Raw genomic sequence first — 13429 nt, forward strand, 5'->3', positions numbered from 1 at the left:
GAGTGACGTTTATTTCTGTTCAGTTGAATCTATCCTTCGGGTCAATTTCTGGGTGGGTATCAATCACTTGTTTTAAGTACTCTTGATGATAGCGAAGGGCATTGACACAGTGTTTATCAAGCTTGCCGCTCACGACCATTTTTTCCAGTTCGAGAAGGGCAAAAGGAACAGACCAAGCTTGTTTGTATGGACGATGGCTTGTTAAGGCATCAAAGACGTTGGCAACAGCAATAATGCGTGCCGATATCGGGATATTGTCTTGCATTAGGCCGTAAGGGTAGCCACTGCCATCCAAAAACTCATGATGATAAGCGACGATCTCTTTTAATATGGATATGCAAGGGTGATCAGGTGTACCTATGTCATCAATAATTTGATTAATGATTTCAATCCCTTTTTCTATGTGGCTATACAGTTGAGCACGCTCTGGTTTATCTAATGTATTCGGGTTAAGTAATAAGCTTGTCGGTAGGGCAAGTTTGCCTATGTCGTGATAGCGCGAAAACTGGATAATGTTATCAATGGTTTCATCATCCAGTTGATAAATGTCAGCAACCTCAGTAGCGATGACTTTGGCATAACAGCTAATACGTTCTTTATGCTCTTTCGATTCCAGTTGATGCTCTGGGGAGCGCGCTTGAGTCAAATTTACAGTCTCTAAAATAGTGTGGACTAAATCGTATTCAGAGCAAACTGCAAAGCGAATCATCTCAATAAAAGGTTCTACATTCTGCTTTACCTGTTCGGTAAACAAATGGCTTTGACACGAGTTGAGGAAAATAAAGCCAATAAATACTTGCTGGTGGTAAGTCGGAATCGCCAGTGATGAACAATAACCTTGCTCAATTAGCCAGCGAGTATGAGGATAGTCTGGCTTCAATTGGATTGGGATATTTTCAACGCTACGACTCTGGCCGTTTTGTGCGCATTGCTTAAGGACTGGAAGCTCAGCAAGTGGAAACTCGTAATGTATAAGCTCGCCCCCGTGAAAGGTGCTGTCGGCGTAGGTTTTCAAATTATCATGATGATGGTCGTATAGCGCAAAAGAGATACGGTCAATCTCTGGGACTTTGACTTGCATTCGTTGGTGTATGTTAGCCAGTTGCTTATTGAGTGGACCAACATGTGGAAAATAGGCGTGCTCGCAACCTTTGCTATGCGTATCCATCGCGTGTTCCTCTGCGCTACAGGGTCTCCAAGGTTGAAATGGAGAAGCTCTTCTAATTGATAAGTTTAGAACAGATAAGCGATGCGTGCGTGAAATTTAAATAAAAAATGGGTTATATAACCAAGCAATATGAGGTGGTACTGGAAAGCCGTTGGATGACGCAGGGTCACTAGATAAATACGGCTATTTGACGCCATGTTTAGTCACAAGGCGTATGGCCAATTTCAGTTTAATCCAAGTGCAATACCACTGAGCATAAAGAATATAACCAGCCAGACAATAGGCAGTTTGAGCTGTTTTAGTAGGTAAAAACCGGTCAGAACGATCGCCATATCTAGATGATTGCTGACCGAGCTTGTAAATACAGGGTGATATAAGGCTGAGAGCAGCAAACCAACGACGGCGGCGTTAACACCGTTGATTGCTCCTGATACTGATCGATAGTTTGCTAAGGCTTGCCAATTTTTAAGCACGCCGAGCAGTAACAAAAAACCCGGCAAAAAGACGGCAATGGTCGCCAGCGTTGCGCCTAAGATTGGCGCTTGTGGTAGTAGAGCGTAGCCAATGTAAGTGGCGAAGGTAAACATTGGACCAGGAACCGCTTGTGCTGCGGCATATCCTGTTAAAAACAGATCCGGCTCAAGCGCGTCGCCAACCAAATTTTGCAGTAATGGAAGTACGACATGCCCACCGCCAAACACTAAGCTACCTGCTTGATAAAAGTGGTTAAATAGAGCGATTTCAGGCATTAAGTGGGCGGCAAAAGGTAAACCGACCAGTAAGCCAATAAAGAGAGTGAAAGGGACGAAAGCGGGGACAAATGAACGTTCAGTGGCTAAATCTTGACTAGGGAGCCATTTCACTCCGATCAGCGCTGCCGCAATGAGAACTCCGATTTGCGTTCCAATACTGGGTGCAACAATCAGCATCACAGCGGTGGCCACACACAACCCAACGGTTAAGCGATTCTTACAGAAGTTTTTATACATTCCCCATGTGGCATCCGCGACAACCACAACGGCTAGCAGTTTTAAGCCGTGAATCACGTTTTGAAATAAGGGGGTTTGTAGTAATTGGCTGCTGGCGATGGCAAGGGCAACCATGATCAAAACCGAAGGGAGTGTAAAACCAGCAAAAGCGGCGCATCCACCCAGTAAGCCACCACGATGGTACCCTAGTGCAAACCCAACTTGGCTTGAACCTGGCCCTGGCAAAAACTGACTTAAGGCAACGATCTGTGCGTATTCTTTATCTTCAATCCATTTTAATTTTTCAACGAATGTATTGCGGAAATAACCAATGTGAGCGGCTGGCCCACCAAAGCTTATCCACCCAAGCAGAAAAAAAGTTTTGAAAATAGTAAACATGTGCATAAGCACTCTTAAAGAGACGTTGTTTCGCTACTTTAAAAGGATGTTTGAGCAGATTCAAATTTAATCCTTAACCATTTGTAAACCGCAGAAAAACGATAAACAGACTGGCATGGGTTAACTGAGTTTAAACTTAGTCCAAGCCTTAGATCGCCAACGCCTAAACATGATGATGCCTCTAAACCATTCATCCACCGAAATGGCCACCCATGCACCCATAACTCCCCATCCCCAATGTAGGCCAAATAAGTAAGTTAAACCTGCGCCAAAAGTCCACATGCTTAATATGCCCATCTGCACTGGAAAGCGAATGTCTCCTGCGCCTTTGAGTGCGGCAATAAAAATTAGGTTAAACGTGCGCCCAGCTTCCATTGCAATGGAGCCAGCAATTAACCCTGCGACCAAGGCCGTTATCTCAGGATCAGAAGTGAAGAGGGCGGTGATGTCAGCGCGCAGTAGATAAATTGAGATCGTCAATGTGCTGGAGACGAGAAAGCCAACCACAAAATATTGTTGTACTTTAGTCAGAATCTCATCCACCCAACCTTTACCAATGTAGTAGCTAGTTTGAATTTGCCCGGCTTGCCCAAGAGCCACTGAGAATGCAAAGGCGAGACGGGCAATATTTTGCGCATAAGTAAACGCGGCCAGTGAAGCCGTGCCCATTTTTACAACGAAAAAAATCACCGTCAGTTGCATCATGTTATAGGAAAGAATCTCTCCCGCATTCATCATGCCGATCTTGATGATCTTCTGGTATAGCGGCTTCGGGATGATTTTCCACTCTTTCACCGGTAGTGATATGTGGTAGTACTTAACGGTGTAGTACAGCAAAATAGTGCTGACAATTTGGCTGAACACTGTTGATATCGCAACCCCTTGTACACCGTAGACGGGCAGTCCAAAGGGTTGAAAAATAGCAATATAGTTACCGATGATATTCAATAATCCGGCAAATAAATTAATGAACATCGGCGCTTTGGAGTAGCCGTTACTGCGCAAAATCGTCGCCAGTACAATGCCGATGGTAACGTTTACTGTAAAGCTGCCACTGATAACCAGATATTCATAGCCATATTGTGCGACCTGCGCTTCTAAGCCGTAGGCATTCATGACTGAATTAGCGCTCAAATAAGCGGCTAAACTGAGCGATGAGCCAATGATTAATCCAAGCAGTAAACTGGCCACCCCAACATGTGCCGATTCACTTTGGCGGCCAGAGCCATTGTATTGCCCAATTAGGATCCCTGTACCACTGCTGACCATCATTGAGACAATCAGCAAGAAAAAATTGATTTGAGTGATAACCCCAACCGCTGATACAGCTTTGTCTGAATAACTACTCAGCATAAATACATCACTGGTGTTAATCGCCGTCCGTAATAAAATCTCAATAAAGATCGGCCAAGTCAAAGTGACGATATTCATTCGGTTATTCAGTTCTACACGGCTTTGGGTCATGGGCTAAAACTCAGCAAGGTAAGTCGAACTAGAGAAGATGATGGTGCAAGGTGGTGGGCTGCAAAATATCTCACTAGAGCCTACCTGTGCGTATTGTATACGTAATTTAAATAAAATCAGTTAAGTGAAGGGAATTGTTTTAGAGTTTTTGTGGAAACGTTTACATTGTGGTGTTTTGATCACAGATTGAAAGCGAGTAAGGCTGTTAGACTTTTTCAAAAGCGAGAATCAACCTCTATCGGTATCCCAATAGGAGAGTATGGTGAAAGTATTAGTGACGGGCGGCATGGGCTATATCGGAAGTCATACCTGTGTACAAATGATACAAGCGGGTATCGACCCCATTATCGTTGACAACTTATCTAACGCGAAGATTGAAGTATTAAGCCGTATCCATGCACTGACAGATAAAACGCCCGTGTTTTATCATGGTGATATCCGTGATGAGGCCTTTCTCGATAAGGTATTTGCTGAACATAATATTGATGCTGTGATTCATTTCGCAGGTTTAAAAGCCGTCGGTGAATCCGTGATAAAACCGCTCGAATATTATGACAATAACGTCAATGGTTCGTTGGTGCTAGCGCGCAGTATGCGTAAAGCTGGAGTGAAAAGTATTGTATTCAGTTCATCGGCGACAGTGTATGGCGATCCTGAAATCGTGCCGATAACTGAAGATTCTCCAACCGGATCAACCACCAATCCTTACGGTCGTAGCAAATATATGGTTGAGCAGTGCCTGTCGGATTTAGTGGTTGCTGAGCCAGATTGGAGTGTGACCTTACTGCGTTACTTCAACCCTGTGGGGGCTCACCCTTCGGGCACTATGGGCGAAGACCCGCAAGGTGTGCCGAATAATCTGATGCCGTTTATTGCCCAAGTTGCGGTAGGTCGCCGCGAGAAGTTATCCATATTTGGTAGCGACTACCCCACACCGGATGGTACGGGTGTGCGTGATTACATTCATGTGATGGATCTAGCCGATGGCCATTTGGCCGCTTTAAATACGGTTGCGATGAAAGCGGGAAGGCATATTTACAACCTTGGATCGGGTAACGGATCGAGTGTGTTAGAGATAGTTTCCGCCTTTGCTCAAGCAAGTGGTGTTCCTATTGCTTATGAGATTTGCCCACGCCGCCCGGGTGATATTGCCGAGTGTTGGGCTAGTACCACAAAAGCGGAGCGAGATCTGGCTTGGAAGGCGACGCGCAGTATCAATGAAATGGCTGCTGATACATGGCATTGGCAATCCAATAACCCGCAAGGGTACTAGTTTTTATCCGGCGTGACGCGCCGGACTATCAAATAGCATAATTGAGTAAGCAATATGTCGAATGTTAAATTTAACCCAGTGGATCATCCACATCGTCGCTACAACCCACTCACGGGGCAGTGGATTTTAGTCTCACCACATCGCGCCAAACGCCCTTGGAGCGGGGCTGATGAAAAGCCAGCGGTAGATGAACTGCCAAGTTATGATCAGAAGTGTTTTCTTTGTCCGACAAACGAGCGTATCTCTGGTGATGTCAACCCAGACTACCAAGGTACGTACGTATTCAACAACGACTTCGCAGCACTGATGGTGGATTCACCAGATGCACCGGAGTCCGATAGCCCTCTATTCAAAACTCAAGGTGTGCGTGGTTTGAGCCGAGTGATTTGTTTCTCTCCAGATCACAGCAAAACTCTGCCAGAGTTACCCGTGGGCAACATTCGCAGCGTGATTGATACGTGGAACGATCAAATCGAAGAGTTAGGTAAAGAGTACGTTTGGGTGCAAGCATTTGAGAACAAAGGTGAAACCATGGGTTGTTCCCAGCCTCACCCACACGGCCAAATCTGGGCTAATAGCTTCTTACCCAATGAAATTGAACGCAAGGAGCACAACCTAAAATCGTATTACCAACAACAGGGTAGTAACCTGCTGGTGGATTATGTGCAAGCTGAGCTGAAAGATGGCTCACGCATTGTGCTGGAAACAGAGCATTGGGTGGCTGTTGTGCCTTACTGGGCTGCATGGCCATTTGAAACCATGTTGCTGCCAAAAACGCATATCCGTCGCATGAGTGAGTTGAGTGATGCGCAACGTGACGATCTCGCCGTTGCGATTAAAAAACTGACCAGCCGTTACGACAACCTGTTCCAATGTTCTTTCCCTTATTCTATGGGCTGGCATTACGCGCCTTTCTTTGAAGAGGGTACGAACATTGACCATTGGCAACTGCATGCACTGTTCTACCCACCACTGCTGCGCAGTGCCTCGATTCGTAAGTTTATGGTGGGTTATGAAATGTTGGCTGAAAGCCAACGAGATTTAACCGCAGAACAAGCGGCGCAGCGTCTGCGCGAGCTAAGTGATGTTCACTACAAAGAGCAGTAACGTCATCTGTGAAGTTGTAGCCTTGTTGCTGCGTAAACGCACCCTAAGAACATAGGTAATCTATGTTCATTGGCTGAATTTACTTATCACCTCGCTGCGCCTCCAACGACTTGGGCTTAACAAAGTTTTTTCATAGCGCTAAGTGGTTAATGAGAAATGAAAACCAGTTTATGAGTTTAGGAATGCAAATGTTTGATTTAATCCAAAATGTGAAAGCGTCTTTTGAGCAAGTGTTGGGCTACGCGCCTAGTCATATCATCCAAGCGCCAGGCCGTGTAAATTTGATTGGTGAGCACACCGACTATAACGACGGTTTTGTGCTCCCCTGCGCAATTAACTACCAAACCGTGGTAGCGGCTGCCAAGCGTGAAGATAATTTAGTACGCATCGTGTCTGTTGATTATGGCAATGCACTTGATGAGTTTGACCTCACCCAAGAGATTACTTTCCAACAAGACAAAATGTGGGCGAACTACATTCGCGGCGTGGTGAAATGTTTGCTTGCGCGTGGGTACTCGTTTACCGGGGCGGATATTACTGTCAGCGGTAATGTTCCACAGGGAGCGGGGCTTAGCTCTTCGGCTGCGCTTGAGGTCGTGATCGGTCAAACTTTTAAAGAACTTTATCAACTGGATATTTCTCAAGCGGAAATTGCACTAAATGGCCAACAGGCCGAGAACGAATTTGTCGGCTGTAATTGCGGCATTATGGATCAAATGATTTCGGCGCAAGGTCGTGAAAACCACGCGCTACTTTTAGATTGCCGTAGCTTAGAAACACAAGCGGTTTCAATGCCTGAAGAGATGGCTGTCGTGATCGTCAACTCCAATAAAAAACGCGGCTTGGTAGATAGCGAATACAATACTCGCCGTCAGCAGTGTGAAGAGGCTGCGCGTATTTTTGGCGTCAAAGCGCTGCGTGATGTAAGCATTGAACAGTTTAACCAAAAAGTTTCTGAGCTTGATGAGTTGGTGGCTAAACGTGCTCGTCACATCATTACTGAAAATGACCGTACTGTTGAAGCGGCCCAAGCGCTGCGAGCCCACGACATGAAGCGCATGGGCGAGCTGATGGCTCAATCACACGCATCGATGCGTGATGATTTTGAAATTACGGTCAAAGAGATTGATACCTTGGTTGATATCATCAAAGAGGTGATTGGTGACCAAGGCGGTGTGCGTATGACTGGGGGCGGCTTTGGTGGCTGTATTGTGGCACTTGTCCCACCGACATTGGTTGATGCAGTGAAAGCGGCTGTCGATGAGAAATATGAAGTGGCGACTGGCCTCAAAGCGTCGATTTACGTCTGCCAAGCAAAAGAGGGCGCTGGTCTAGTGGAGGCTTGCTGCACATCTTCACTTGTTCACACTATGACTCAGCAAGTAGCTTATGATGGCCGCCCGGCACAACTTGTCAGTTTGACTAACCGCATTGGTAGCCGCGTAGTATTAATGGATATTGGTGCAACATGGCTCAGTTGTGAGTTGGCGCTTAAGGATGGGGAACGCAGAGAAGTTCTGCTGGGTGTTTCCACCATGAGCGACTTCCAGAAACAACAAAGCTATATGGGCGTCACTGTGGGACGTTATGCCAACCGGATCGCTAAAGGCCAATTTGAATTAAATGATCAACGCTATCAAGTGACGACCAACCAAGCTGGAAATAGTTTGCATGGTGGTCTTGAAGGGTTAGATCAGCGTCGTTGGACTATTGCTCACAAAAGTGCTCAACAAGTGACGTTTTCAATCCATTCATCGGATGGTGACCAAGGTTTTCCCGGTAATGTTGACATTGCCGTGAGCTATGAACTGAACGATCAGAATCAATTGATCCTCCGCTATTTAGCGACCACAGATAAACCAACGCCGCTTAATTTAACCAACCACGCCTATTTTAATTTGCTAGGCGCAGAGAGTGATCATACGATTTTAGATCATTCACTTTCTATAAAAGCCGATCAATTTTTACCCACAGATCCACATGGAATCCCATTGTCAGGGCCAAAATCTGTCATCGACACGGGCTTTGATTTTCGCGTTGCAAAATCAATAGGTCGTGACTTACTCAAAGATGAGCAGCAACAAGCAAGCAAAGGGTATGACCACAGTTATTTATTGCCTGATAAAGCTGATTTAACCGTGTGCGCTGCGCAACTGAAGTCACCAGATGCAAAGGTAACCATGAGCGTATTTACGACTAAGCCTGCCATACAACTTTATAGTGGAAACTGGTTATCGGGGACGCCCAATCGGCGCGGTGGGGTTTATCAAGGCTATGCAGGGGTCGCATTAGAAACTCAATACTTGCCGGATGCTCCCAATCATGCCGAATGGCAGCAACCCAGCTGTATTACTCTGCCAGGGCAAGAATATACTCATACCACAATTTACCAATTTGACGTTTAAGGTGGGTGCGTCGCTTAGATGTTGAGTATTGATGCCCAAAGTGGCGAGTGAAAGTGTAACCTGAGTGCGTCAGATTTTTTCTACCGAATCTCGACGCACCAAAGTCGGTGAGAAAATCATCGGTTCTTTTTCTATCGTTTCGCCACGGGCTAATTGGAGTGCCAGTTTAGCGGCTTTTTCAGCCATCATCTCGATTGGGTAGCGGATGGTGGTCAGCCTTGGGCGAATGTAGCGTGCGATCAACGCATCATCAAAGCCGATCACTGAAATTTGCTCAGGGCTTTTTACACCATTCTCCTCAAGCACATTTAACGCGCCCGCTGCCATATTGTCGTTGTAGGCGACCACGGCAGTCATGTCGATCGAACGGATCAGCAAGTGAGTCATCGCTTGCTCGCCACCTTCGCTGTGTGGTTCGGCCAACTCGATGTAATTAGGAGCGATCTCAATACCGTGATCTTTCAACGCGGCTTGATAACCAGCTACGCGATCTGTAGCGTCTTCAATCGAATGAGAAGAGCCAATACAAGCAATTTTTTTATGACCGTGGCGGATCAAAAATTCAGTCGCCAAATAAGCACCTTTGTAGTTATCCAATGAGATGCAGCGGTTAGCCAGTTGCGGGATATGACGGTTGATCAATACCATCGATTTCACTTCGGCGGCGTAGTCGATCAATTCTTGATCCGATAAACCTTTCGAGTGAATCACCAAAGCGTCACAACGGCTGTTGATCAACAGTTCAATCGCTTGGCGCTCTTCTTCAGCACGGTGATAACCATTGCCAATCAACAGATGCTTGCCATTGTCATGAGCCACATTATCGACCGCTTTCACGAGCATGCCAAAAAAAGGATCGGAAACGTCACTGACTAGCACGCCTATGGTGTCGGTACTTTGGCTGACTAAAGCTCGTGCGGCGGCGTTAGGCCGATAGCCAAGTAAACTCATTGCGGCGGTGACCGCTTCAATCGATGTTTTACTCGCTTTAGGGGATTTATTGATGACTCGTGAAACCGTTGCCACTGACACACCGGCTTCGCGAGCTACATCTTTTATGGTAGCCATATTACACCTCTTGCTATTGCTCGCTGTATTTAACAATGGTGGTGTAAATAAGGCAAACGAACAATGCAATCAATGTGATAATTACGACTTTCTATACAGGTAAATCAAGGCTTCTAATTAATGTAAACGTTTAAAATTGGAATAAAAGCTAAGGCGCTAACGGACCGTAGCAATCAGCTCATCAATGATCGCATGATGACAGGGTTCTACCCCTGCTAAATTACCGTATTTCGGCGCGAGGCGATCGTTAATCAGCGGATGTTGCCAGCCAACCGTGTGCTCAACAAAATGGCGCGCAAAGGTTTCTGAAAACTCTAAACAACCAGCCAGCACGGTATCGACATAGGTTTGTACGATAGGGCTTCGCTCGCAGGGAGGCTCTGGTGCCTCTTTGACATAAACCCAAATCGGCCATTGGAGGTTAAAAGCGTCATCACTCTCGATTTGATTGGTGTTGAGGGGGACTCGCTCATAACCACGTTCTCGACGGTCAAATTCTGCCAAAGCGGTTTCATCGATCTCCAGTAGTACACCGTTGACTTGCCCTTGTCCTTCATTCACCACCAAAGGTGACAATATGTAGCTCTCATCAATTTTTCCCCAGTAACGAACTAAACCATGCGCGACCACGGGAATCGCTCTTCCTGTTTGCCCTGTTAACTGGCGAGAAGCTGAGTTGATCAAGCTGCCATAACCAAAAATATACATCATCAGTGAATTACGACTCCTTATTGAAAAAACGTAACCGATGCAAAATCCAAAACTCTAAACCAAAAATACCAACCAGTGCGATGCAAAAGAGAGCAAAAGCAACGGGGGATTCAGTGCCGGGAATACCGCCGACATTAACCCCAAGTAAGCCAGTTAAAAAGCTTGTGGGTAGAAAGATCGCCGCAATCACCGAGAATAAATAGGTGTTTTGGTTCATCTTCTCTGCATGATATTGACGTAATTCCCCTTTGATCAGTTCGAGCTCTCCAAGATAAAAATCGAGGGTTTCATTAATGCGCGTGATGGTGTTAACGCTGTGGCGCAGACGCAAGTTTTTATCATTTGCCAGCGAGACTTTGGAATCACTGAAATCATCGATGGCGTATTGCTGAGGTTTGATAAAACGTTTGATTTTGAGCAGCGCTTTATGCGTCTGCATCAGCTCGTCACTGAGTTCAATTTCGTTATCGTATTGGGTGATTTTCGCTTCAATGCTGTTTAAGTAGTTATCGATGTTTTTGTTTAAACCATCAATGATCTGCACGAGTACATCTGAAAGGGTTTGCGGGCCTTGCCCGGCCTGCAGTAGGTCACGGATTACATTGACGGCTTTTGACGGGATTTTTCTGGTTGAAAACAGCGCGCCATTGAAATAGAGAATGCGCACGCTCAACATATCTTCTGGGTTGGCGTTGTCGTTCATGTTGACGCCACGCAAAATCAGTAAAAAGTTCTCATCATCGTATTGCTCAAACAGTGGGCGAGTGTCCTCTGCTAAGAGGCTGTCGACAATTGAAGTGGGGATCTGATACTGCAGCAACCACTCTTTTAAACCGGGAATATCGCGTTGGCAGTGATACCAATTCCCAGCTTCAATCAGTGAAGCACTATTGAGTTTTTGCTGCGGAGCGGATGCAGAAAAATGCCACTGGTCGATCACAAATTCCATGAATATCCTTATCACTTGCTCCTCAATGACTCTGCATTGAGGAGCAGTAGATTATACCAATTGAGATCAGAAGCCGCGCATTTGAATACGGCGCAGAAACTCAGTCATGATCCTATCGTAAAGAAGATCGCCTAAAAACGCATCCTCAACTTGGTGATCAATACTAGGGTTATCATTCACTTCAATTACATAAACTTGGCCATCAATCTCTTTCAAGTCAACGCCGTACAGGCCACTGCCGATAAGGTTTGACGCTTTTAAGGCAACATCAACCACGTTTTTAGGTACTTGTTTTAAATCCAAGGTTTCAAATCCGCCAGAAGAGACTCGGCCACTGTTGTGGTGTTGATAAATTTGCCAGTGGCCGCGGCTCATCATGTATTTGCAGGCGAAGATGGCTTGGCGGTTCATTACACCGATGCGCCAGTCAAAGTCAGTTGGCATGAAGGCTTGTGCCAAAATCAGAGCACTTTTTTCAAACAGTGCGCCGGCTTCACGTTCCAGCTCTTGCTCGTCGCGTACTTTGACCACGCCACGTGAAAATGCGCCATCTGGAATTTTTAATACCATGGGAAAGCTCAACTCCTGCATGACATTGCTTTTCCATTGCTCATCAAAACTTTGCAAAATCACGCCTTTTGGCGCAGGCACTTTATTGCGTTGCAATAACTCAGTTAAGAACACTTTATTGGTGCATTTCATGATCGATTCAGAATCGTCCATCACCACCAAGCCCATTTTCTCGGCCGTTTTTGCAAAGCGGTAAGTGTAGTTACTGATGTTCGTGGTGGCGCGAATAAACAAGCCATCAAATTCACCCAAACGCGATAAGTCATCCGGTGAAATGGTTTCTAGGTTGACTCCTAAACGGTTTGCGGCGCGGCGAAAACGTTTTAATGCTGAGGGATCAGAAGGTGGCATTTTCTCTTCTTCGTCCACCAGCATTGCAATATCGTAACGGTACTTTTTCTCTTGCTTCGGTTTACGCCAAACTTTGGTTGAAAACAGCTCTAATGATTCGACGAAGAAATCTTGCTCTTGGTCGTTCAAATCTTGGAATGGGAAAGGGCCAATTTTGCTGATTTGCCACTGCCCTTGAACGCGGTTCATTTCCAACTCAATAACGGGCACCATAAACTGTTCAAACAGGCGGCGAGCCAGTTTATCCAAGCCTTTTTCTGCGGTGCGGCCAAAATAAATTTTGCACTGTAGAAAATCGGTTTGGGCGCACAGTTTATTGAGTTTCAATAAGCCAGAAGAGAGTAAAAAGGGTTGATTGATGTCGTTGATTGCCATCACTCGAGGGATAACGCGGTGGCCGCGTGCCTCTGCCATCAGCGAGCAGTAATAGCCGCTGCTCATGTAGCCATAATCGCGACACAGGTTGACCACTTGCAGGCTGCGATGAGTATGGGTGCCATTACTGTTGAGGTATTGGTCTACACTTACCACTTGCTCTGAGGGGAAATATTGTTGCCAGTCACTGGACTGGTCGGTCACGATCAAAAGGTTTGCCATTGCTATTCTTTTCCTTAATCAATAGGAATAATATTGAGCCGCAATCTTGCCAACCACTTAAGGACGTCGTATGGACTTTCGTCTTGCGAAAAGTGCTGATCTCACTGCTCTTAATGCGTTAGAACAACAGCTGTTTGACGGAGATAAAATCTCTCCACGTCAAATGAAGCGTTTTTTACATTCCAACCAAGCGGTGTTGTTTGTGGCCGATGCCGGCACAGAGCTGGCTGGATATGCATTGCTACTATTTCATCAAGGTACACAGCTATCAAGGTTGTATTCGATTGCCGTAAAACCTGATTTCAGAGGCCGGAGGATTGCTCAAAATTTGGTCGAGCAATGCGAGCGTGCTGCTCTTGATCAAGGTGCCACTACATTACGATTAGAAGTGCGTGAAGA

11 protein-coding genes and 1 pseudogene are annotated in these 13429 nt (G+C 45.9%); 5 read left to right on the forward strand and 7 right to left on the reverse strand.

The features are described from left to right. Positions 1-19: 19 nt before the first annotated feature. The 3 genes from B9J87_RS11475 to B9J87_RS11485 all read right to left on the reverse strand — a co-directional run bounded on the left by B9J87_RS11475 (position 20) and on the right by B9J87_RS11485 (position 3966). Complete coding sequence (locus B9J87_RS11475; protein WP_094150815.1) at positions 20-1168, reverse strand: HD domain-containing phosphohydrolase; 1149 nt, start codon at positions 1166-1168, stop codon at positions 20-22. A 224-nt stretch (positions 1169-1392) separates the two neighbouring features. After that, positions 1393-2541 carry a chromate efflux transporter gene (chrA, locus tag B9J87_RS11480; protein WP_094150817.1) on the reverse strand — a complete coding sequence of 383 codons (1149 nt, stop codon included), beginning with the start codon at positions 2539-2541 and terminating at the stop codon, positions 1393-1395. A 114-nt stretch (positions 2542-2655) separates the two neighbouring features. Further along, a complete protein-coding gene (locus B9J87_RS11485) occupies positions 2656-3966 on the reverse strand; it encodes an MATE family efflux transporter (RefSeq protein ID WP_094150819.1) in 1311 nt (436 codons plus the stop codon). A 292-nt stretch (positions 3967-4258) separates the two neighbouring features. Here B9J87_RS11485 and galE point away from each other — a divergent pair, with 292 nt between their 5' ends. From galE to galM, 4 genes and pseudogenes are all read left to right on the forward strand, one after another. Next, positions 4259-5272, forward strand: a complete 1014-nt coding sequence (gene galE, locus B9J87_RS11490; protein WP_017046556.1) for a UDP-glucose 4-epimerase GalE — start codon at positions 4259-4261, stop codon at positions 5270-5272. 54 nt (positions 5273-5326) lie between these two features. Beyond that, positions 5327-6379, forward strand: coding sequence for a UDP-glucose--hexose-1-phosphate uridylyltransferase (locus B9J87_RS11495; protein ID WP_094150821.1), 1053 nt, complete (start codon positions 5327-5329; stop codon positions 6377-6379). A gap of 188 nt (positions 6380-6567) precedes the next feature. After that, positions 6568-7719: pseudogene (galK, locus tag B9J87_RS17920) on the forward strand (galactokinase); the annotation flags it as partial. Positions 7720-7749: 30 nt separating this feature from the next. After that, the gene (gene galM / locus B9J87_RS17925; RefSeq protein WP_254918131.1) at positions 7750-8784 is read left to right on the forward strand and encodes a galactose-1-epimerase; all 1035 of its coding nucleotides are present in this window, start codon (positions 7750-7752) and stop codon (positions 8782-8784) included. Positions 8785-8853: 69 nt separating this feature from the next. Here galM and B9J87_RS11505 read toward each other — a convergent pair whose 3' ends face one another. The 4 genes from B9J87_RS11505 to B9J87_RS11520 form a co-directional block, all read right to left on the reverse strand. Then, positions 8854-9852 (reverse strand): substrate-binding domain-containing protein, encoded by a 999-nt coding sequence (locus B9J87_RS11505; RefSeq protein WP_026027964.1) that lies wholly within the window; start codon positions 9850-9852, stop codon positions 8854-8856. Between the two features lie 156 nt (positions 9853-10008). Next, positions 10009-10560, reverse strand: a complete 552-nt coding sequence (locus B9J87_RS11510) for a gamma-glutamylcyclotransferase family protein (RefSeq protein ID WP_176428306.1) — start codon at positions 10558-10560, stop codon at positions 10009-10011. Positions 10561-10570: 10 nt separating this feature from the next. After that, positions 10571-11512 (reverse strand): zinc transporter ZntB, encoded by a 942-nt coding sequence (locus tag B9J87_RS11515; protein ID WP_094150823.1) that lies wholly within the window; start codon positions 11510-11512, stop codon positions 10571-10573. 66 nt (positions 11513-11578) lie between these two features. After that, the gene (locus B9J87_RS11520; RefSeq protein ID WP_094150836.1) at positions 11579-13030 is read right to left on the reverse strand and encodes a RimK family protein; all 1452 of its coding nucleotides are present in this window, start codon (positions 13028-13030) and stop codon (positions 11579-11581) included. Positions 13031-13100: 70 nt separating this feature from the next. Here B9J87_RS11520 and B9J87_RS11525 point away from each other — a divergent pair. Next, the coding region (locus B9J87_RS11525; RefSeq protein ID WP_141201575.1) for a GNAT family N-acetyltransferase at positions 13101-13429 on the forward strand (329 nt) is incomplete at its 3' end.

The organism is Vibrio sp. V19_P1S1T109 (assembly GCF_002241375.1).
In the GTDB taxonomy this organism is placed as follows: Bacteria; Pseudomonadota; Gammaproteobacteria; order Enterobacterales; family Vibrionaceae; genus Vibrio; species Vibrio anguillarum.

What these genes read in the sequence shown, in the direction of transcription:
- B9J87_RS11475 (WP_094150815.1), bottom strand. Translation starts at nt 1,168, where the DNA reads ATGGATACGCATAGCAAAGGTTGCGAGCACGCCTATTTTCCACATGTT.
- chrA (WP_094150817.1), bottom strand. Translation starts at nt 2,541, where the DNA reads ATGCACATGTTTACTATTTTCAAAACTTTTTTTCTGCTTGGGTGGATA.
- B9J87_RS11485 (WP_094150819.1), bottom strand. Translation starts at nt 3,966, where the DNA reads ATGAATATCGTCACTTTGACTTGGCCGATCTTTATTGAGATTTTATTA.
- galE (WP_017046556.1), top strand. Translation starts at nt 4,259, where the DNA reads ATGGTGAAAGTATTAGTGACGGGCGGCATGGGCTATATCGGAAGTCAT.
- B9J87_RS11495 (WP_094150821.1), top strand. Translation starts at nt 5,327, where the DNA reads ATGTCGAATGTTAAATTTAACCCAGTGGATCATCCACATCGTCGCTAC.
- galM (WP_254918131.1), top strand. Translation starts at nt 7,750, where the DNA reads ATGACTCAGCAAGTAGCTTATGATGGCCGCCCGGCACAACTTGTCAGT.
- B9J87_RS11505 (WP_026027964.1), bottom strand. Translation starts at nt 9,852, where the DNA reads ATGGCTACCATAAAAGATGTAGCTCGCGAAGCCGGTGTGTCAGTGGCA.
- B9J87_RS11510 (WP_176428306.1), bottom strand. Translation starts at nt 10,560, where the DNA reads ATGTATATTTTTGGTTATGGCAGCTTGATCAACTCAGCTTCTCGCCAG.
- B9J87_RS11515 (WP_094150823.1), bottom strand. Translation starts at nt 11,512, where the DNA reads ATGGAATTTGTGATCGACCAGTGGCATTTTTCTGCATCCGCTCCGCAG.
- B9J87_RS11520 (WP_094150836.1), bottom strand. Translation starts at nt 13,030, where the DNA reads ATGGCAAACCTTTTGATCGTGACCGACCAGTCCAGTGACTGGCAACAA.